The sequence below is a fragment of the Janthinobacterium sp. P210005 genome, from assembly GCF_036231865.1.
Lineage (GTDB): Bacteria > Pseudomonadota > Gammaproteobacteria > Burkholderiales > Burkholderiaceae_D > Janthinobacterium > Janthinobacterium kumbetense.
Window position 1 is genome coordinate 1,061,854 of sequence record NZ_JAZARC010000001.1, and the last position, 20,744, is coordinate 1,082,597.

Here is a 20,744-nt window from a genome sequence, read left to right on the forward strand (position 1 = left end):
ATTTTTATTTCCAATCATCATTTTTGATAAATCTCCCACCAGCCAAATACTATTTAGGTAAGAATGGAAGAAGGATTCCCGCAATAGTCACAATATCAGCCCCCACTCCTAGCATCTTAACCATTTTGGACTCTCGCAATGCCTCTATTTGCATGGGCTGATCCAATGTTTTTACTCTCTGAAGTATTGCTAAAGCCTCGATTACAATCTCAGGATCTGTATTCGATGGAAGTCCGAGCTGCTGCAGTAACGTGGGTGCCTCTCGCTGTATCAGCGCGGTTCCGTTGTCATCAAATGATATATTTTCCAAATCTAATACAGTGTCATGAGGCACTGAAATGCCAGTACCATTTCGGTTAAAATTGCAACCTTTTATCGTCAATCTCATATCACACCCCCTAAACTATAAAGTCAATATAGTATAGCGCGCCCATCTTCTTGCCAGCGAAATTTATAGTCGCCGATTGCATCCTCCAAAATATCAATTCATATCGTCAGGCTCTAGATCACTCCAAGTCAACACTATAGCTCCATATTATTGGCTGGAATGAATACCTGGCACGCTCGCCCAGACGCGGCCACCTCTTCCATCCTTAGAATCAGAGCTTGAATATCTCGCGCCACTTCGTTATGAAGTAGCTCGCCGGCGGGATCGGTTGCAGCGCCTCCTCCGGCGCCACCGGAACCGGTCTGATATCACTGTGCACAGGTTCCGGTCAGCGTTAGGCGACTAATGAGCCGAGTTGGTGGCCGGTTCCTTCCGCAAGAGGTTTGCGAGCATGCACTGGCGCACAGCTTGCCGGGCAAGGTCGAAGCTGCCTATCCGCGTGGAGACTTGCTGGAGAAGCGGATATTTCTAATGCAGATATTATGGGCGAACTTCGGCGCCACAGTGTCGGCAGCGGCAAAGGTGACACCAATTCCTGACGTGCTGGCATTATGCTGAAATAGAGCGCAGGCATCTAAAGCTTCACAAGCCATAAATAGTACCTCAGTGCAAAGTTAATGCCACGATGGCAATCAACCACATACACACTCGGAGTGAGTCATGACAAGAGTTACCCTGTTTAACAAAGCTTTCGAACGCCTTCGGTCAGAGGAGCGATACTTCTTATTGAGGAGTCCTACTAGTGACGAATGTCATTTGTTCACGGGCAAATGGGACCCCGTGACAGAAAGATGTACCCGGGGAAAGCATTCGATTTGCGAAAAAATGCATACAAATGCCATTCGGGATCTCGCTATGGAAGTGGTGTTCGAGTGTGAAAATGAGCAGGTTGCGCGCGACAAGTGCGCATCTCTTGGTCGCGAAGTATGTGGAATTTGCGTAAGCAACCTCTACGCAACTCAAGACACGCTCATTTAGCCTTAACGACACCCCACAATAACTGCCTCCAGCTGCGCCTCATAGGCACGCCCACGCGGCCAGTCTCGCGCCAGCGCCAAGACGATCTCGCCGTCCGTTGCCGCTGGCGCCGGCTGGTCGAACTCGTAGGTTGGCCGGTGCGGCATCGGCTTTACGCTTGCACCTTACTTAGATGGCTGTTTCGCGCAAGCAACATCATACTGTGACACACTCATAGGATTGCGCGAATTTTGTGGCTGCTGTCCAGCATATACTGTTCCAGCCTGGCCATCTGGATTGAAAGCTGACCCAGGTGCAGAAGCTGAATTACCAGGAGTATTGGGAGCAGTGGCACTGCCGCAGCTTTGATTTGGTTGCCCCGAATGCGATGGGGTAGGTGAAGCTGGTGCAGTTGTCGTTGTGTGCGTTGTCGTCGTGTGCATTGTTGTTGCGATCGGGGCTCCTAAATGCGGACCGGCCTTAACGCCGCCATTCCCTGCAGATGCAACTGTTCCCGTGATAAACAGAACAGTACCGATCACGGCCAGTGTAGAGATATGCCTCATGGTAAGACTCCTCTTCTAACGTCCAATTTCCTTCTATTGAGTGTATACCAAGAGCGGAAGTTATCAACTTAGACAGCATTTACTCTATCCGGCCCCGCCGTGCTGGAGAGATGGACGCGCGACTGCACAAAGACACCTGCGGCACTAAACTTGCGTTGATCTGAAGGTCTCAAGACTCAATCGACTAGCTCACTCCCCTACTGTCTACCTGCGCAAACACTCCGAATCAGCGCTACAGCCCTATGCTACTACCCCGCACAAACGCCTGGCACGCGCGTCCCGTCGCGGCCACTTCCTCCGTCTGCAGGATCAAAGCTTGAATATCTCGCGCCACCGCGTCAGGAAGTAGCCCACCGGCGGGATCGGCTGCAGCGCCTCCTTCGGCGCCACCGGCACCGGCCGGGGCGGCAGGTCCAGTACTTGCACAGAAGGCGGGCTTGCGCATGCGCTCAACAACAGCAAGCCGAGCGCGCACATCGTTGATTTCGTCATCGTAGACTTTATTGATGGCCGCCGCTTTGACGGCCTGTTGCCTGGCTTGCGCCAGGTTCTCGGCGGCGCGCTGCGCCACCGCCTTCGTTTCCGCTGCCGCGCGGGTCTTCTTGTCGGTATTCCACAGCGCCTGCACGGCTGCGCGGCCTTGGGCGACGCCCTGCGCTCGCTGGTACAGCATACCGGCGCCGACCAGCACGCATGCCAGCACGGCGCCGTACAGCCAGCCAGCCTGCCCGCCAGCTTAACCAGCGCGCTCACACCAACACCTTGCGCGCTGCCTGGTACAAGGCCAGGCGCTCAGCCAGGCCGTTCACGCCACCGTTGATGCGCCGCGTCACCCGTTCCTGGTCGCCGGCATCAGCCAGGGCGTTCAGACCCCTCGCCTGCCAGAACCAGCCGGCCGAGCGGCATGCGTTGACGGCCTACTCGATCAGCTCGGGCTGGCCCAGCAGATCAAGGCCCAGCGCCTTGCCGCAGGCGGCGTAGTTGACGCGGCCGGTCACCTGCAGCAGGCCGCGCCCACGAAAGCGCACGCCGTCGCCGCGTTGCGTGTTGCCCAGGCCGGCGCGCCCTTCGTAGGCTTGGCCGCTGGCCAGCTCACGCACATAGCGCAGCTGGCCGGACTCGTGCCCGACCTGGGACAAGAACGATGCTTGGCGCACCGGGGTCGTAATACCAAACTCCAGCATGGCCGCGTTCAGCGGCGCCAGGAAGGCAACCGCGCGCGTACGCGCCGCGGCATGATCGCCAGCAGCTGGACCAGCGTAACGGCGCTCACAGGCCACCCCGCACATCCTTGACGGTGGCGGCCGCATCGCGCGCCAGCTCGCCAATGTCCTTGTCGCGGCGCTTGTCGAGCCAGCGCACCGTGGCGCCCAGTACCCACCAAGCAGGCAAGCCGGCGGCCACCATCAGCGGCGCGGCGATGAACAGGAAGCCCAGGGCCGGGTCGCTGCCGTAAAGCACGGCGACGGCGCGCGCGCTGTCGAACAGGCCTGGCATCCGCTTGGCGCCGAGCGCGCGTGAAGGCGCGTATGGAGCATGTGAACTTTCATGACCTACGGCATTCTTGTGCCAGCATCATGCTTGGCTTGGGGGGCGATCTTTATACTATTAGCAAGATTCTCGGTCACAGCAATGTGCAGACGACCCAGCGCTATGCGCACCTCCAGGTCGATGCGCAGCGTGCTGCGTTGGATAAGCTATCGGTGCTAGTACAAAACAAAAAATAAAATTACACAGGCTAATTACACAGGCACAAAAAAAGCCGATCACGTAACGTGTCGGCTTTAATGTAAGTACTTGATTTTACAGCGAATTCTTGGTGGGAAGTGCAAGTTTCGAACTTGCGACCCCTGCAGTGTGAATGCAGTGCTCTACCCCTGAGCTAACCTCCCGAAGCGAGGCGAATTATCGCATAGGTGTTGCGGCATCTGCAAGGGCTGGCGAGAGGAAATTTGCCACGCCCCCGTTTTTTCCTCAGGCGGCCGCTGGCGGCGACGTGACGGCGGTCCAGATGCACTGGCCTTTGGCGGCCTTGTCGAGGCCGGCGATGGTGGCTTCGTGGGCGGCCAGTTCGTCGGCGCTGGCGCTCTGGAAGATGACTTCGGCCAAGGGCACGATTTCCAGGGCGGCGCCGTCGGCGGCCACTTCCACCTCTTCTTCCATGCTGAGGCTGTTTTGCCCGCGCGTCATGGCCAGGTAGACGTCAGCCAGCAATTCGGAGTCAAGCAGCGCGCCGTGCAGCTTGCGGTGGGCGTTCGAGACGCCGTAACGGTCGCACAAGGCGTCGAGCGAGTTGCGCTTGCCCGGATGCATTTCCTTCGCCTGCACCAGGGTGTCGATCACGCCATGCACTTGCTCGTGGACTGGCGGCAAGTTCAAGCGCTTGAATTCCGCGTTCAGGAAGCCGATATCGAACGGGGCGTTGTGGATGATCAGTTCAGCGTCGGCGATGTAGGCGCGAAATTCGTCGGCAATTTCCGCGAATTTCGGCTTGTCGCTAAGGAATTCCGTCGTCAATCCGTGGACGGCCAGCGCGCCCTCTTCCGAGTCGCGCTCGGGATTGATGTAATGGTGGAAATTATTCCCCGTCAACATGCGGTTGTTCAGTTCGACCGCCCCGATCTCCAGGATGCGGTCGCCCGTGCGCGGGTTCAGGCCGGTGGTTTCAGTATCGAGGACAATTTGACGCATGGCAGATTCAGTCTTAAAAGCAAAAAGCGAAGGGCACAGTATAGCAAACCTGTGCCCTCCGGTTACGCCCTGCCCGCAGCTGCATGGCAGGAAATTTCAGTTCTCAGGCGCGCACGGTTTCCACACCCAGGTTGGCCAGCTGATCGGCCCGCTCATTGCCCGGATGGCCGTTATGGCCGCGCACCCAGCGCCATTCCACCTCGTGCACGGCCTGGGCCGTATCGAGCGCCTGCCACAAGTCCACGTTTTTCACGGGTGCCTTGGCGGCCGTTTTCCAGCCGCGCGCTTTCCAGCCGTGGATCCATTCGCTGATGCCCTTTTGCACGTACTGGCTATCGGTATACAACACTACCTGGCAGGGACGTTTGAGCGCCGTCAAGGCTTCGATCACGGCCTTCAATTCCATGCGGTTATTCGTCGTATTCAGTTCTCCGCCGTAAATTTCTTTCTTGGCGCCATCGGCCACCATCAGCGCGCCCCAGCCGCCCGTGCCGGGATTGCCCTTGCATGCGCCATCGGCGTAAATCTCAACCTTATCCATCTTGCTGTTCCCGCCTTTTATTCGTGACCGGTGCGCCTGCGGGCGCCGTCGCCGGTTTTTTGGTCCACGCCGGACCGATCAAACGCATCCCTTTGACGCGCTTGATCGCCTGCACTATATACACTGCGCCCAGATATGGCCACCAGCGCGCACCGGCCTTGTCCATGAAGGCGTTGCGGCGCAGCCATTTTTCTGTCCTGCAGGCAGGCGCGTAGCAGCCGAAGTGGCTTTGGCTCACGCCCATGTTCAGCAATTTTAACCAGTCTTTCATGCGCGGCATAGAGATCAGCTCGCCCGCCTGCGGCAAGTAATGCCGGCCCGTGACCCGCCCCAGTCCCTGGCGCATGCCCCACAGGCTGGCCGGATTGAAGCCGCACACGATCACGCGCCCTTCCGGGATCAGCACGCGCTCCACTTCGCGCAAGACCTGGTGCGGCTCGGCGGCAAATTCGAGGACGTGCGGCAAGACCACTAGGTCCAGGCTTTGCGAGTCGAACGGCAGCTCGTCGAAGGCCGACACGAGGGTCAAACGGCTTTCCTGCGGCGGACGCGACGGCAGGCGCGCATCGAGCAGCCATTTGTTCGGCATGCGGTTGGCCGCCAGCGCATCAAGCTGGGGCAAGCCGATCTGCACGGCATTAAAACCGAAGATATCGACAGTCAGGCTGTCGAGGCATTGCTGCTCCCAGGCACGCACGTACAGACCGGCCGGTGTCTGCAGCCAGCCGTCAAGCGCTATAATGGATTTTTCGGATGCCACACTGTCCATTCAGTTTTCTCTTTTGCTCATGACACACTCCCCTGAACACGCTTTATCGGTACTTGCCGTGCCCGCCTTTGCCGACAATTACCTGTGGCTGATCCATGACGGCAGCCATGCCGCCGTGGTCGACCCCGGCGATGCAACGGCCATCCTCGATGCGCTGCAAGCCCATCAGTTGACCTTGTCCGCCATTTTACTCACGCATCACCACGCCGACCACACGGGCGGCGTACCTGAATTGTTGCAGCATTTCGCCGTCCCCGTCTTCGGCCCGCGCAATGAGGCTATCACAGCCATCACGGAACCGCTTGCCGAAGGCGATGTCGCCCACGTGCCCGAACTGGGCCTGCAACTGACCGTCATCGACGTGCCCGGCCATACGAAGGGCCATATCGCCTACGTGCGCCAGCGCGACGAGCGCAGCGGCGCACCCTGGCTGTTTTCCGGCGACACCCTGTTTGCGGGCGGCTGCGGCCGCCTGTTCGAAGGCACGCCGGGCCAGATGGCCGACTCGCTGGGCAAGCTGGCAGCCCTGCCCGACGATACCGAGGTATTTTGCGCGCATGAGTACACCTTGTCCAATCTGCGCTTCGCCAACGCCGTCGAGCCGGGCAATGTGGCCTTGCAGGAACGCATCGCCATCGACACGGAAAAGCGCCAGCAAGGCTTGTCCACCGTGCCGTCGACCATTGCCCTGGAGAAGGCCACGAATCCCTTCCTGCGCTACCGCGAACCGGCGATCCTGACCAGCCTGAAGGTGGAAGGCAAGCTGGCCACCGATGCCTCGCCCGTGGAAGCATTTGCCGCCTTGCGGATGTGGAAAAACAGCTTTTAAGTCCACCCTTCCGCCATAAAAAATCCCGGCAGATGCTTTGTGGCATCGCCGGGATTTTTTTATCGATCTAGTTGATCAGGATCAGATTTCTTCGTACAGCGGCAAGGTCAGGAATTCGGCGAACGATTCCGACGTCGACATTTCCTCGAAAATCTGGCCGGCGCGCACATAGGTCGGGCCGTTGCCGCCCGGCGCATCGCGCTGCACCTTGGCCAGCTCTTCCGGAATCATGGCGCGCACCATCTCGGCCGTCACCTTGCGGCCATCTTCCAGCACGCCCTTGCTCGAACGAATCCATTGCCACACTTGCGAACGGCTGATCTCGGCCGTGGCCGCATCTTCCATCAGGTTGTGGATAGGCACGCAACCGTTTCCGGCCAGCCAGCTGCCCAGGTAATGGATGCCCACGTTGATGTTGTAGCGCAAGCCCGCTTCCGTGATCGGCGCTTCCGGCTGGAAGTTCAGCAAGTCCGACGCTTTCACGTCGATGTCGGGACGCTGTTTCTCGATCTGGTTCGGCTTGTCGCCCAGCACTTTCGTGAACTCGCCCATGGCCAGTTCCACCAGGCCCGGATGGGCAACCCAGCCGCCGTCGTAGCCGTCGGTGGCGTCGCGCGCCTTGTCGTTGCGCACGCCACCCATGGCGATGTCGTTCTTTTCCGGATCGTTCTTGATCGGGATCAAGGCTGCCATACCGCCGATGGCCGGTGCGCCACGTTTATGACAGGTTTTCAGCAGCAGCAAGGCGTAGGCGCGCATGAACGGCGCCGTCATCGTGACTTTCGCGCGGTCGGCCAGGCAGAAATCCTTGTCCAGCTTGAATTTCTTGATGCACGAGAAGATGTAATCCCAGCGGCCCGCGTTCAAGCCCGAGCTGTGCTCTTTCAGCTCGTACAGGATTTCATCCATCTCGAAGGCGGCCAAAATGGTTTCGATCAGCACTGTCGCCTTGATCGTTCCTTGTGGCAAGCCCAATTCGTTTTGCGTCATGACGAAGATATCGTTCCACAGGCGCGCTTCCAGGTGCGATTCCATCTTCGGCAGGTAGAAGTACGGGCCGGCGCCGCGCGCCAGTTGTTCCTTGGCGTTATGGAACATGAACAGCGCGAAATCGAAAATGCCGCCGGAAATGCGCTTGCCGTCGACCAGCACGTGCTTTTCATCGAGGTGCCAGCCGCGCGGACGCACAACGAGCGTCGCGATCTTGTCGTTCAGCTTGTAGGACTTGCCATTTTGCTCCAGCGAAATCGTCTTGCGCACGGCGTCGAACATATTGATCTGGCCCGTCAGCTGGTTATCCCAGTTCGGCGTGTTCGAATCTTCGAAGTCCGTCATGTAGCTGTCCGCGCCGGAATTGAAGGCATTGATGACCATCTTGCGCTCGACGGGTCCGGTGATTTCCACGCGGCGGCATTCCAGCGCCTTCGGAATCGGCGCGATCTTCCAATCGCCGTCGCGGATGTGTGCGGTTTCTGGCAAGAAATCAGGACGCTCGCCCGCGTCGAGGCGCTTGGCCCGCTCCACGCGCACGGCCAGCAATTCCTGACGGCGCGGCTCGAAGGCGCGCGTCAGCTTGGCCACCAGCGCAAATGCCGCGGGAGTCAGGATCTGTTCGTAGCCGGGTGCAATGGCACCCGTGATTTGCATGCCTTCGGGAAGTGCGATCGTGTTCTGCGTCATGAAGTTCTCCGGTTTTTAGTAAATATAAGCAAAGGTAATCTGGTGATCCAAGTATAAGCCGAACGACTGCGCGGGCAAGCTGGACAGAGGCGCAAAAACACTCTGCCGGGCGGCGCGTTTGTTCTATAGTATTGCACTATAAGGCATGGAAACGAGATTAAAAATCACTTCATCTATGCGTTTTTATCACAAGTGATGGCATGACGGGAGCACAACATGGGCCAGTTCAGACAAATATCAACCTTCGTGGAAGTAGTGGCCAAGGGCAGCCTATCGGCCGCCGCGCGCGCGGAAGGCATCGCGCCAGCCATGATAGGCCGGCGCCTCGATGCGCTGGAGCAGCGCCTGGGCGTCAAATTGCTCCAGCGCACGACACGCAAGCTGGCCTTGACGAATGAAGGCGCCGCCTTCCTGGAAGATTGCCAGCGCATCCTGGGCGAACTGGAAGAGGCGGAAGCGGCCGTGGCCGAGCGCAGCGTGAAGGCCAGCGGCCACCTGCTCATTTCCGCGCCGGCCGGCTTCGGGCGCCAGCATGTGGCGCCCCTGATCCCCTCGTTTGTCGCCGAGCACCGCGACGTGACGGTGTCGCTGAACCTGAACGACCGCCTCGTCGACCTGATCGGCGAAGGCATCGACGTGGCCATCCGCATCGCCAGCCTGTCCGATTCCTCGCTTGTGAGCACCAAACTGGCGGACAACCAGCGCGTGCTCGTCGGCTCGCCCGCCTATTTGAAACGGGCGGGCACGCCGCGCATCCCGGCCGACCTGGCGAAGCACAATTGCCTGGCGATCAGCAGCGAAGGCAGCCAGCGGGGCTGGACTTTCCGCGAAAACGGCAAGAATGTGATTTTAAAGGTGGCAGGAAATATGGTCTGTAACGATGGCGAAGTGCTGCACGACTGGGCGCTGGCCGGCAAGGGCCTGGCGTGGCGCTCGATGTGGGAAGTGGGTGCCGAAATCGCCTCGGGCCAGCTGGTGACGGTGCTGGACCAGTTCGCCGCCCCGGGCAACGATATCTACGCCGTATTCGCCCAGCGCCGCCACTTGCCGCTGCGCATACGGGCGTTCGTGGATTTTTTAAGGCACTCCTACTCACAGCCAGACTACTGGCGCGAACGGGCTATCTGAGGACGCGGGACCAAACCTGCTACGCGTCGGTTTTGTCCCGCTTCGTGACATCAATGGGAACACCGCAGAGCTCGGCTTAGAGACTTGCGCTGACCAGGCAGGCCTTCCCGCCGACAATGAGGCAAAGTAGCCGAAAGACAGCCGCGCAGAGGCCGCGTAGCCCATCAAACGCACGCAAAACCCATGCCTCACGGAAATTCAGGCGAAAAAAAATCCTCGGAGACCGAGGATTTCTTTATTTCGTTTGATCCAGCGTATTAGATTGGCTGAATGTTCGAAGCTTGCTTGCCTTTAGGGCCAGCGGTCACTTCAAAAGAAACGCGTTGGTTCTCTTGCAGGGACTTGAAGCCGTTCGACTGGATAGCCGAGAAGTGAGCGAACAGATCTTCGCCGCCTTCGTCAGGGGTAATAAAGCCGAAACCCTTCGAATCATTGAACCATTTTACGATGCCAGTTGCCATTACAATTTCCTATTTCAGTTAAGTTGGGCTTGCGCCCGTTATATCGTTTGAAGCAAGAAAGAAATGACAGACAAACTGCACTACTACCTCGAATCCAACGATGCCCAATTATACCAACAAAACTGAGAAAAACCATTCTTTCGCAAAATAAACTTGCGAACACTACTTTAATAGCCAAATCCCCGTCTTGCGGCGCCCTGTACCAGCGGCATGGACACACTATATCCTAATCTGCGACGCGGGTGCTTTGCGTTGTATCAAATGAATCATTGCAACCACATGACTATGCGCGAGGTCACCTAGGCGGTGAAATGGGTGGCCGCCGCGTCGCGTCCCGCCCAGTCCAGTAGCGCCACCACCTGCGCCCGCACGCCAGGCCAATCCGCCACCGCTTGCGCAGGGGCATTGAGCATGGCGCGCACCAGCTGTTCCAGGCGCCGGCACTCCTGCCCCAGCGCGGCAAAACCGAAGGTGGCGGCCGAGCCGGCCACCGCGTGCAGCGCGCGGTGCAGCTCCGTCAACGGCTCCAGACGGGGGCCTTCGCTGTCGCAGCGGCCGCTTGCCTGCGTGATCGCCTGCATCAGGGCCGGCACGCCAGCCGCATATTTTTCATTCAGGGCGCGCAAACGCGCGCGAAAATCCGGGTCGATCAAGGTTGCCATCGCAATACTCGCCTGAACCGGTTTACTTGGTGCCGAAGATGCGGTCGCCGGCGTCGCCCAGGCCCGGCACGATGTAGGCGTGGTCGTCGAGGTGCGAATCGAGCGAGGCGCAGAACATCTTGACGTTCGGATGCGCATTCTGGAACACGGTCACGCCTTCCGGCGCGGCAACCAGGGCCAGGAAGATGATCTGTTCGTCCGTCACGCCCCGCTTTTTCAGCACGTCGACGGCATACACGGCAGAATTGCCGGTCGCCACCATCGGGTCGCACAAGATGAAGGTGCGCTCGTTCAAGTCCGGCAGACGTACCAGGTACTCCACCGGCATGTGCGTGGCCGGGTCGCGGTACACGCCGATGTGGCCCACGCGCGCCGATGGCACCAGGTTCAGCAAGCCATCGCTCATGCCGATGCCGGCGCGCAGGATGGGCACGATGGCCAGTTTCTTGCCGGCGATGACAGGCGCGTCGATGGTCACCAGCGGCGTCTTGATTTCGCGCGTGGTCAGCGGCAGGTCGCGCGTGATTTCATAGCCCATCAGCAAGGTGATTTCCTTGAGCAATTCGCGGAAGGTGCGCGTCGACGTGTCGTGCTCGCGCATGTGACTCAGTTTGTGCTGGATCAAAGGGTGATCGGTAATGAACAAATTCGGGAAGCGTGGATCTTGTTTCATATTGTTTTTCTTTCTATGCTAGCTGGCGCGGCGGCAAGCCTGGGCCGCAAGCGCGCTGTGTATCGATAAAATGATGGATTGCAGCATTATCCCAGCCCCCAGCCCGCCTGTGGCCGGAATTTTCGAAATAATTGCGTACCCAAGCGGAGGCAAACTCAGTACTCGCGCAGCGCGCGCGCCAGGATGGCTGCGCAATCGGTGCCTGCCGGCAAGCGGCCATACGCCCCGCCCGGCGCCTGCGCCAGCCGCGACTGCAGGAACGCTTGCGCGACGAACAGCGGCGCATGGCGCAGCAGCAATCCCGCCTGCACGGCCAGCACGATGCGCTCGGATAGTTGCCGGGCGCCAAATTCGTCCGTTTGCGGCCCGTCCAGGTCGGCCAGCAGCCGCGCGCGGTAGCCGGTGAAAATAGCATCGTCATCGCCGGCCAGCGCCAGCTCGGCCGCCAGCGCGTCGCGCGCGGCCGGCGACTTGCCGAAGGCGCGCAAGACGTCGAGGCACATGACGTTGCCCGAGCCTTCCCAGATCGAATTGACGGGCAGTTCGCGATACAGGCGCGCCAGCGGCGCCTCTTCCACATAACCGGTGCCGCCCAGCACTTCCATCGCTTCGAAGCCGAAACCGGGACCCCGCTTGCAAATCCAGTACTTGCCGGCCGGCGTGAGCACGCGCGCCAGCATGGCTTGCCCTGCATCATCCTTTTCATCGAAACAGCGGGCCAGGCGCAGCGCAAACGCCATGGCGGCTTCCGATTCCAGCGCCAGGTCGGCCAGCACGTTTTGCATCAGCGGCTGTTCGGCCAGCGGCTTGCCGAACACGGCCCGCTGGCGCGCATAGTGCAGCGCCTGCGTCAGGGCGGCGCGCATGATGCCTGCGCTGCCCAGCACGCAGTCGAGGCGCGTGTGGCTGGCCATTTCCAGGATGGTGGGGATGCCCCGCCCCGGCTGCCCCACGAGCCAGCCGTAGGCATTCGTGAACTCCACTTCCGACGAGGCATTCGAGCGGTTGCCCAGCTTATCCTTCAGGCGCTGCACGCGGATGGCGTTGCGGCTGCCGTCGGGCAGGTAGCGGGGCAGGAAAAAGCACGACAATCCGCCCTCGTCCGCCTGCGCCAGGATCAGATGCGCGTCGCACTGGGGCGCCGAGAAAAACCACTTGTGGCCGACGATGCGCCAGGCGCCGGCGGCCTCGTCGCCGAACAGCGCTTGCGCCTCGGCCGGCGGCACCTGCGTAGCGCGCGTGGTGTTGCTGCGCACGTCGGAGCCGCCCTGCTTTTCCGTCATGCCCATGCCGACCAGGGCGCCGCGCTTCTGCTCCACGGGCAGGGAGCGGGGATCGTAGTCGCGCGACAGGATTTTCGGCAGCCAGCGCTGCGCGATTTGCGGCAGATCAAGCGCCTGGCGCAAGGCCGGCACCGAGGCATACGTCATCGTCACGGGGCATTGCGTGCCGTTTTCCACCTGCCCCACTAATAGATAGGCCGCCGCGCGCGCCACCTGGGCGCCGGGACCGGGCGACGCCCACGGCGAAGCGTGCGCGCCGGCGCCCACGAGGATGGCCATCAGTTCATGCCAGGCCGGATGGAACAGCACCTCGTCGATGCGGCGCCCGGCCCGGTCGAACTGCTGCAGCTCGGGCGTGTGGATATTGGCCAGGCGCGCCAGCGCATAGGTCTCGGCACGCCCCAGCCTGTCGCCCAGCGCGTCGAGCTCCTGCAACGCCGCGCCGCCGCCCTCGCGCAGCAGCGCTTCTATCAGCGCCGGGTCGCAGGCGAACAGATTGACATTTTCAAAGGGCGTAGCCTGGTTGAAAACTTCATGCGTGTCAAAGGCATTCATGGAGGTCTCCCGCGATTTGTTATCATGGCGCCCTTGCCGTCGCTGGCGCACCGTCAACACCGTCTGCCAGCCAGACTAGCGCAAAGCGCATGGCGGGGCAAGCGCGCCAGTGGAAGCAAGCGCAGATAAATGTTTCCATGTGGAACGAAAATGCCTGCGTGTGTCGCGCAGCATGATTTTTTTCATGGAAGGCAGGAATATTTACAAAACCTGAAGCAATGTTGCTCTATTTCATGTAATCGGGTGCTTTTCAATGATACATTTCGTGTGGATCGCGTTCCGATAGCCGCCTTCCGGCCACTATGGCACGCGTCACGCACGATGCATTCTTTCCGTTGGCGCCCTGCCCTGCAGCGAGCGCCGGCACTGATAACAAAAAGGTAAAAGCCAGCACGATGTTTTCCAGTACCCCATCCGCCGCCCACCGCGAGGCTCGCCACGAGTTGGACAACCTCATGGAAGAGGCAGGCGACGTCGTGTTCCGGCTCGATACGGACGGCCTGATCCTGTTCGCCAGCAAGCGCGCGGCCACCCTGTTTGGCGCACCCGCGGGCCTGTCCGGTCATTTGCTGCTGCCGCTGGCCGCCGAAGCGTCGCGCGCGGCGCTGCAAGCGGCGCTGGAAGACGCCCTGGAAGAACCGGGCCGCCTGGAAGTGCGGCTGCAAACGCCGGACCAGGAAATCTGGTTCGAGCTGCGCCTGTCGTCATATATGAACGCGGCCGGCGTGGCCGAATTGCTGGTGGTCGGGCGCGACACGTCGGCCCAGCACAATACGGAAGAACGGCTGCGCCACATGGCCACGCACGATGCGCTCACGGGCTTGCCGAACCGCTTGCTGCTGTCGGACCGCATCCGCATGGTGATCGCCCAGGCCGCCCGTTCGGGCCAGGGCTTTTCCGTCGCCACGATCGGCCTCGATGGCTTTAAAAAGGTCAACGATGGCCTGGGCCACCCCGTCGGCGACGCCGTGCTGCGCCTGGCCGCGGCGCGCCTGCGCAAGACGCTGCGCGACAGCGACACCCTGGCGCGCGTGGGCGGCGATGAATTCGTCGCCGTACTGCCCGGCAGCGCCACGGACGCGCAGATCAAGCTGGTGACGGGCCGCCTGCTGGCGACCCTGCAGGCGCCGTTCGAAGTCGATGGCCACACGATCTACGTGGGCGCCTCGGTCGGCGTATCGATCTATCCGCTGCATGCGGAAGATGAAGTGCGCCTGGTGGCGCTGGCCGATGCGGCCATGTCGCGCGCCAAGGAAACGGGCAAGGCCCGCTGCCTGGTCTACAGCCCGCGCCTGAACGGCCCGTCGGAACACGATATTTCGCTGGAAGCGGCCATGTTCCACGCCGTGCGCGAAGGCGAGTTTTTACTCTTCTACCAGCCCATCGTCGATGCGCACACGCGGCAGATCCAGGGATTCGAAACCCTGATGCGCTGGAAGCACCCGACCCTGGGCCTGGTGCCGCCCGTGCGCTTCATTCCGATTGCCGAAGCCAATGGGCTGATCAACCTGCTGGGCGCCTGGGCGCTGAAGGCGGCCTGCGTGCAGCTCAAGCAGTTCCAGGAAGTGGCCAAAAGGCCGCTGTACATCTCCGTCAACATCAGCCCGCGCCAGTTCCGCAACGACAAATTCCTCGATATCCTCGACGACGCCATCGCGTTTTCGGGGCTGTCCGGCGAACACCTGGTGCTGGAAATTACGGAAGGCACCCTGATGATCGACCCCGTGCATGCGGAAACCATCCTCGTCAAGATGACGGAGCGCCGCGCGCGCATCGCCATCGACGATTTCGGCACCGGCTATTCCTCGCTCGCGTATCTGAAGCGCTTCCCCATTTCCGTGCTGAAGATCGACCGCACCTTCATCAAGGATTTGCCCGAATCGAGCAAGGATGCGGCCATCTGCAACACCATTCTCGACCTGGCCAAGCATTTGAACCTGTCCGTGGTGGCCGAGGGCGTGGAAACCGAAGAGCAGATGCACTTCATGGAATCGCGCGGCTGCCAGTATGTGCAAGGCTACCTGACGGGCAAACCGATGCCGGCCCACGCCGCGCTATCGGCCTTGAGCGACAAAACCTATGCGGCGCTGGTGCCTGCGCCGTCTGCCAATGAACCGCGCGGAGGGGTGCAATGAATCCAGGTCATTTCACGGCGCCGACACAGCTCGGCAAAAACACCCTGGACCTGCTGTGGGCGCGCACGCGCCAGCAAGGAGACATGCCCGGCTTCGCGAAGGCCATCAGCGCCATCCTCGGCGCCATGCGCGGCGAGGATGACCACGAATTCGACATCACGCAAACGGTGCTGTCCGACCCTGTCCTCACGCACAAGGTGCTGCGTCTGGCCAACAGCGGCATGTATTCCGCCTTCGGCCAGCGCGTCAACACGGTCTCGAAGGCCGTGCTGGTGCTGGGCATCGACGCCATCGGCCACCTGGCGCTGGGACTGAAACTGATCGAGGAACTGTCGCAGGCGTCGCCCGATTCCGTCAGCGCCCACGTGGAAATGGAAAAGGCCGTGCTGGCCGGGATGGTGGCGCAGCAAGTAGCCACCAGCGCCGGCAGCCTGCAGGCGGAGCAAGCCGTCGTCTGCTCGATGCTGCACACCCTGGGCCGCATGATGGTGACGTTCTACATGACGGACTTCTGGGCACGCATGCAGGCGCATGCGGGTCCCGGCAACGAGGCGGCCGCCGCGCGCGAAATCCTCGGTCTGTCGCTGCCGGAAGTGGGCTATGCCACGGCCGCCCACTGGGGCTTGCCGCAACACCTGATCAACGGCATGCGTCCGATGGATCCGTCGCCGGACAATGCGCCCGTCAGCGGCGCCGACTGGATGGCGGGCCTGTCGACGATGGCGGCGCGCTGCGCCGACTCGCTGTGGCATGACGACGCGGCCGGCGCGGCGCAGGTGCACGCGCTGATCGACGATTATGCGGGCACCCTGGGCATCACCGCGACGGACCTGGTGGTGGCGGTGGACAAGGCCAAGGCGATGGCGGCGGCCGACCTGTCGATCGCGCCCCTGTCGAAACCGGCCGAGCGGCGCGCGCGCCAGCTGGCGTCGACGCGCATGCGCGCCGAAGGCAACCGCGTGCTGATCGGCGGCCTGGCCGACCTGCGCGGCGCCATCGGCAGCGCCAGCCCGGGCCAGATGGTCTCGATGGCGCTCGAAACGCTGCACCAGGGCTTCGATTTTTCGCGCTCGGTGGCGTTCGTGCGCAACCACAGGGACCATCTGTATTCGGCGCGCATCAGCATGGGCGAAGGCATGGCCGACCTGCAGGACCTGATGGTGTTTGGCGACGCGTATGAACCGAACGTCTTCCACGCGGCCCTCAACAGCGACCGCGTGATCTTCATCGACAACGCGCGCGACCCGAAATTTGCCGCCAAGCTGCCGCAATGGTGGAAAGCGACGCTGTCGGAAGCGCGCAGCTTCGTCGTGCTGCCCCTGTCGGCCAACGGCCACCCCACGGGATTTTTATACGGCGACTGGGACGACAGCTTCCCGCCGATCCAGTTGAATCAGACGGAGTTCAACCTGATCAACGATATCCGGGCGTTGTTGGTGCAGTCGGTGGAGATGCGCCACCAATTGGAATTGGTGGCGAATAAGGTGGCTTAATACTGTCAGCTCTCGCCACAAATGCAAAATCTGGGGTCGGACCCGGCGGGTCTGACCCCTGCTCTTCCGCCGCGAGCTGCTAAAACTTACTTCAACTTCGGCGTCGATACCGACACATCGCCGCATTGCGCGCGGTGCATCAGGGCGTGGTCGATCAGCACCAGCGCCAGCATGGCTTCGGCGATCGGCGTGGCGCGGATGCCCACGCAGGGGTCGTGGCGGCCGAACGTTTCCACCATCACGGGATTGCCCTCCTTGTCGATCGAGCGGCGCGGCGTGCGGATCGACGAGGTCGGCTTGATGGCGATCGAGACTTTGACATCCTGCCCCGTCGAGATGCCGCCCAGGACGCCGCCGGCGTTATTGCCGATAAAACCTTCCGGCGTCAGTTCGTCGCCGTGCTCGGAACCCTTTTGCGCCACCGAATCGAAACCGGCGCCGATTTCCACACCCTTGACGGCATTGATGCCCATCATGGCGTAGGCGATGTCGGCGTCAAGCTTGTCGTAGATGGGCTGGCCCAGTCCCACCGGCACGTTTTGCGCAATCACGTCGATGCGCGCGCCGATGGAATCGCCGTCGCGGCGCAACTGGTCCATGGCCTCTTCCATGCGCGCGATCAGATCCGCGTCGCCGCTGGCGGCAAAGAACGGGTTCGCATGCACGTGCTCCCACGACTGGAACGGCACGGGAATGTCGCCCAGCTGGCTCATGCAACCCTTGAACGTGGTGCCGTACTGCTGCAGCAGCCATTTCTTGGCGATCGCCGCCGCGCCCACGACGGGCGCCGTCAGGCGCGCCGACGAGCGTCCGCCGCCGCGCGGATCGCGCACGCCATACTTGTGCCAGTAGGTGTAGTCGGCGTGGCCGGGGCGGAAACTTTCCGCGATATTGCCATAATCCTTGCTGCGCTGGTCTTCGTTGCGGATCAGCAGGGCAATCGGCGTGCCCGTCGTGACGCCCTGGTACACGCCGGAGAGGATTTCCACCGTATCCGATTCCTGGCGCTGCGTCACATGGCGCGACGTGCCAGGCTTGCGGCGGTCCAGCTCGGGCTGAATATCGGCTTCCGACAGGATCAATCCCGGAGGACAGCCATCGATCACGCAGCCGATGGCCGGGCCATGCGATTCGCCGAAAGTGGTAACAGTAAACAGCTTGCCAAAAGAATTGCCGGACATAGTAGGAAGTGTGAGGACTGGAAAACTCAATTCTACCAGCCTGCGGGGCATGCCATGCCGCTAATGCCGCAGCAAGGCCGATATTGCCCCGCCAAAATCGCCATTTTCAAATACCGTGTTTTTTTTTCATATAAAAAACACCAAATATGAGTTGCAATCATGCAATTCAAGAAATATTGCCCCACAGAATAGACTTAAAAAAACATTTTGCTTATTAAATAGCTATATACTTGGATCAAAGCGCGCTACACAATACTGGTAGCCAAACCGGATTTGGGCTGCGCCGAGAGCACGTCACAAAATGCCCAGGGCTAGGCGTCGTTGCCGAAGACAGTACGCAAGTACGGCGAGGCAACGCAACAACGCCATGGGCTTTTTGTGACGCGCTCGTAAAAATATCGAGTCATCCTGGAGAAGCTATACATGCCCGCACCGATCATCCCCCTTGACGCCAACAAGGACGATCACGACGACCTGGTATTCCTCGATGAGCAACCAGCGGCGCCGCTGGCCGTCGCACCGCGCAGCGTCTGGCGGGTGATGATCATCGATGACGATGAAGACGTCCACTCCACCACCACTTTCGCCCTGGGCAACCTGGAAATGCAGCACCGCCCGCTGGAATTCGTGCATGCGTATTCGGCCGGCCAGGCGCGCGAACTGCTCAAGCATGAAGACGACATCGCCGTCATCCTGCTCGACGTGGTGATGGAACAGGATGACGCGGGCCTGCACCTGGTGCGCTATATCCGCGAAACCCTCAAGATGACGGATGTGCGCATCATCCTGCGCACGGGCCAGCCCGGCTATGCGCCGGAAATCGACGCCATCCGCGATTTCGACATCAACGACTACAAGACCAAGTCCGAATTGACGCGCATCAAGCTGTTTACCACGGTGACGGCAGCCATCCGCTCGTACGAGCAGATCCGTTCGATCAGCAGCAGCCGGCGCGGCCTGGACCGCATCGTCCACGCCAGCACGCAGCTGATGGCGCTGCACGGCGTGCAAAACTTCTCGGCCGGCGTGCTGGCGCAGATCGCCGACCTGCTGGGCATCCGCGCCGACGGCGTGCTGTGCGTGCAAGACTTGCAGGACAATGGTTCGCGGGAGCTGCTCGTCTCGGCCTGCACGGGCAGCTTTTCCAGCTTGCCGCACAGCGCCCTGTGCGGCCTGCAAAACCCCCGCGTGATGGCCGCCGTCGAGCACACGCTGGCGCAGCGGCGCAATGTGTATGCGCACGACTACGCCACCCTGTACTTCGCGGGCAAGGCCAGCCGCGACGCGGCCGCCTACCTGGTGCTGCCGCGCCCCCTTTCGGCCATCGATGAAAGCCTGCTGGAAGTATTCTGCAGCAACGTCGCCGTGGGTCTCGACAACGTCGAACTGGTGTCGCACCTGCACAATGCCGCCTTCTACGACCAATTGTCGAAGCTGCCCAACCGCACGCGCCTGGTGGAAATCCTCGACGCCACCCTGGCCGGTCCCGCGCGCGACGACGCCACCCTGTCGCTGGTGGACCTCGACCATTTTGCCGAGACCAACGACGCGCTGGGCCACCAGTTCGGCGACATGCTGCTCGTGGCCGTGGCGGGACGCCTGCAAACCCAGCTGGGCCCGCAGCTGACCGTGGCGCGCCTGGGCGGCGACATCTTTTGCGTGCTGGGCGACTCGTCGCAAGTCAATCCGACCAAGATCCTGGCCCTGTTCCAGGCGCCGTTCAGCATCGATGGCCAGGACGTGCAATTGTCCGCCACCCTGGGCCTGGTGCGGCTGGGCGAACATGCGGGCACGGGCGCCGATGCGCTGAAAGATGCCGATATCGCCCTGAAACGGGCGAAAAGCCAGCAGCGCGCCGGGCATTTCTATTTCTCGCGCAGCATGGGCATCGAAATCCGCGAACGGGTGCGCATGATGCATGCGCTGCGCACGGCTTTCAGCCAGGGCCAGCTGTTTGTCGTCTACCAGCCGCAGATCGACCTGACCACGCGCCGCCCCGTGGGCGCCGAAGCGCTGCTGCGCTGGCAGACGCCGGACGGCAAGTTCATCTCGCCCGACCGATTTATTCCCATTGCCGAGTATTCCGGCATCATCATCGACCTGGGCGAATGGGTGCTGCGCACGGCATGCCGCGAACTGGTGCTGCTGCGCGAGCAGGGCCACCGCAACTTCGTCATGTCCGTCAACGTGTCGCAAGTGCAATTCCGCCACCCCCTGTTTTTGGAAATGCTGCGCGCCGCGCTGGAAGAGACGCAGGCGCCGCCTGAGTTCATCGAACTGGAAATCACGGAATCGATGGCAATGGAAGAGCCTGATTTATTGATCAAGATGTTGTGGCAGATCAAGCAAACGGGCGTGAGCATCGCCATCGACGACTTCGGCACGGGTTTTTCCTCCCTATCCTATTTGCAGCGCCTGCAAGTGGATCGCCTGAAGATCGACCGCGCCTTCGTGACGGAAATCACGGGTTCCGCGCGCGGCAGCAGCATCGCCGAAATGGTCATCCAGCTGGGCCGCAACCTGGGCCTGGCCGTGATCGCGGAAGGCGTGGAAGACGAGCGCCAGGCGCAGATCCTGCAGGCGCTGGGCTGCCCCATGGCGCAAGGTTTCCTGTTCGCCCGCCCCATGACGGCCACGGCGCTGGGCAGCTGGCTCAACAATGAAGCGCTGCAGGGCGCCGCATAGGCGCCACCCTGGATAGACAATGCAAAACGCCGGCAGTTGCCGGCGTTGTTTTTACTGCATGAGTGAA

Annotated in this window: 19 protein-coding genes and 1 tRNA gene; 6 read left to right on the top strand and 14 right to left on the bottom strand. The window is 61.2% G+C overall.

Going from position 1 to position 20,744, the window contains the following annotated elements; translation table 11 throughout:
* Positions 1-49: 49 nt before the first annotated feature.
* The 4 genes from VPH40_RS04630 to VPH40_RS04645 all read right to left on the bottom strand — a co-directional run bounded on the left by VPH40_RS04630 (position 50) and on the right by VPH40_RS04645 (position 3,408).
* Entirely contained in the window at positions 50-388 is a 339-nt protein-coding gene (locus VPH40_RS04630; RefSeq protein ID WP_328572819.1) for a hypothetical protein, read from the bottom strand.
* A 1,755-nt stretch (positions 389-2,143) separates the two neighbouring features.
* Entirely contained in the window at positions 2,144-2,584 is a 441-nt protein-coding gene (locus VPH40_RS04635) for a hypothetical protein (protein ID WP_328572820.1), read from the bottom strand.
* 244 nt (positions 2,585-2,828) lie between these two features.
* Entirely contained in the window at positions 2,829-3,050 is a 222-nt protein-coding gene (locus tag VPH40_RS04640; RefSeq protein ID WP_328572821.1) for a glycoside hydrolase family 19 protein, read from the bottom strand.
* A 130-nt stretch (positions 3,051-3,180) separates the two neighbouring features.
* Positions 3,181-3,408: a hypothetical protein gene (locus tag VPH40_RS04645; RefSeq protein WP_328572822.1), complete on the bottom strand. Its 228-nt coding sequence runs from the start codon at positions 3,406-3,408 to the stop codon at positions 3,181-3,183.
* A gap of 32 nt (positions 3,409-3,440) precedes the next feature.
* Here VPH40_RS04645 and VPH40_RS04650 point away from each other — a divergent pair, with 32 nt between their 5' ends.
* Positions 3,441-3,638 (top strand): tyrosine-type recombinase/integrase, encoded by a 198-nt coding sequence (locus VPH40_RS04650; protein ID WP_354004575.1) that lies wholly within the window; start codon positions 3,441-3,443, stop codon positions 3,636-3,638.
* Between the two features lie 90 nt (positions 3,639-3,728).
* On the opposite strand, the gene VPH40_RS04655 is transcribed toward VPH40_RS04650, so the two are convergent.
* From VPH40_RS04655 to VPH40_RS04670, 4 genes are all read right to left on the bottom strand, one after another.
* Positions 3,729-3,803: transfer RNA gene (locus tag VPH40_RS04655), tRNA-Val, on the bottom strand.
* A gap of 82 nt (positions 3,804-3,885) precedes the next feature.
* Positions 3,886-4,602, bottom strand: a complete 717-nt coding sequence (gene dnaQ, locus VPH40_RS04660; protein WP_099667648.1) for a DNA polymerase III subunit epsilon — start codon at positions 4,600-4,602, stop codon at positions 3,886-3,888.
* Positions 4,603-4,705: 103 nt separating this feature from the next.
* Positions 4,706-5,143: a ribonuclease HI gene (rnhA, locus tag VPH40_RS04665; protein WP_034784447.1), complete on the bottom strand. Its 438-nt coding sequence runs from the start codon at positions 5,141-5,143 to the stop codon at positions 4,706-4,708.
* Entirely contained in the window at positions 5,136-5,912 is a 777-nt protein-coding gene (locus tag VPH40_RS04670; RefSeq protein WP_289897638.1) for a class I SAM-dependent methyltransferase, read from the bottom strand. Before VPH40_RS04670 ends, rnhA begins: the two co-directional genes overlap by 8 nt.
* A 19-nt stretch (positions 5,913-5,931) precedes the next feature.
* Between VPH40_RS04670 and gloB the strand changes: the two genes are divergently transcribed.
* Positions 5,932-6,741 (top strand): hydroxyacylglutathione hydrolase, encoded by an 810-nt coding sequence (gene gloB / locus VPH40_RS04675; RefSeq protein ID WP_289904792.1) that lies wholly within the window; start codon positions 5,932-5,934, stop codon positions 6,739-6,741.
* An 81-nt stretch (positions 6,742-6,822) separates the two neighbouring features.
* Here the strand turns inward: gloB and aceB are convergent, their stop codons facing one another.
* Complete coding sequence (gene aceB, locus VPH40_RS04680) at positions 6,823-8,421, bottom strand: malate synthase A (protein WP_328572823.1); 1,599 nt, start codon at positions 8,419-8,421, stop codon at positions 6,823-6,825.
* A 216-nt stretch (positions 8,422-8,637) separates the two neighbouring features.
* Between aceB and VPH40_RS04685 the strand changes: the two genes are divergently transcribed.
* On the top strand, positions 8,638-9,549 hold the full coding sequence (locus VPH40_RS04685) for a LysR family transcriptional regulator (RefSeq protein WP_035819455.1): 912 nt from the start codon (positions 8,638-8,640) through the stop codon (positions 9,547-9,549).
* Between the two features lie 257 nt (positions 9,550-9,806).
* On the opposite strand, the gene VPH40_RS04690 is transcribed toward VPH40_RS04685, so the two are convergent.
* From VPH40_RS04690 to VPH40_RS04705, 4 genes are all read right to left on the bottom strand, one after another.
* Complete coding sequence (locus VPH40_RS04690) at positions 9,807-10,010, bottom strand: cold-shock protein (RefSeq protein ID WP_010398811.1); 204 nt, start codon at positions 10,008-10,010, stop codon at positions 9,807-9,809.
* 299 nt (positions 10,011-10,309) lie between these two features.
* Positions 10,310-10,672 (bottom strand): Hpt domain-containing protein, encoded by a 363-nt coding sequence (locus tag VPH40_RS04695; RefSeq protein WP_251348434.1) that lies wholly within the window; start codon positions 10,670-10,672, stop codon positions 10,310-10,312.
* Positions 10,673-10,694: 22 nt separating this feature from the next.
* On the bottom strand, positions 10,695-11,345 hold the full coding sequence (upp, locus tag VPH40_RS04700) for a uracil phosphoribosyltransferase (protein ID WP_010398816.1): 651 nt from the start codon (positions 11,343-11,345) through the stop codon (positions 10,695-10,697).
* A gap of 155 nt (positions 11,346-11,500) precedes the next feature.
* Positions 11,501-13,183 (bottom strand): isovaleryl-CoA dehydrogenase, encoded by a 1,683-nt coding sequence (locus VPH40_RS04705; protein ID WP_328572824.1) that lies wholly within the window; start codon positions 13,181-13,183, stop codon positions 11,501-11,503.
* A 455-nt stretch (positions 13,184-13,638) separates the two neighbouring features.
* Here VPH40_RS04705 and VPH40_RS04710 point away from each other — a divergent pair, with 455 nt between their 5' ends.
* Positions 13,639-15,318 (top strand): putative bifunctional diguanylate cyclase/phosphodiesterase, encoded by a 1,680-nt coding sequence (locus VPH40_RS04710; RefSeq protein WP_251348432.1) that lies wholly within the window; start codon positions 13,639-13,641, stop codon positions 15,316-15,318.
* On the top strand, positions 15,315-16,811 hold the full coding sequence (locus tag VPH40_RS04715; protein ID WP_251348431.1) for an HDOD domain-containing protein: 1,497 nt from the start codon (positions 15,315-15,317) through the stop codon (positions 16,809-16,811). The genes VPH40_RS04710 and VPH40_RS04715 overlap by 4 nt, the downstream gene beginning before the upstream one ends.
* Before the next feature lie 86 nt (positions 16,812-16,897).
* Here the strand turns inward: VPH40_RS04715 and aroC are convergent, their stop codons facing one another.
* Positions 16,898-17,992, bottom strand: a complete 1,095-nt coding sequence (gene aroC / locus VPH40_RS04720) for a chorismate synthase (RefSeq protein ID WP_070302728.1) — start codon at positions 17,990-17,992, stop codon at positions 16,898-16,900.
* Between the two features lie 423 nt (positions 17,993-18,415).
* Here aroC and VPH40_RS04725 point away from each other — a divergent pair, with 423 nt between their 5' ends.
* A complete protein-coding gene (locus tag VPH40_RS04725) occupies positions 18,416-20,677 on the top strand; it encodes a putative bifunctional diguanylate cyclase/phosphodiesterase (RefSeq protein ID WP_251348430.1) in 2,262 nt (753 codons plus the stop codon).
* Positions 20,678-20,744 lie beyond the last annotated feature (67 nt).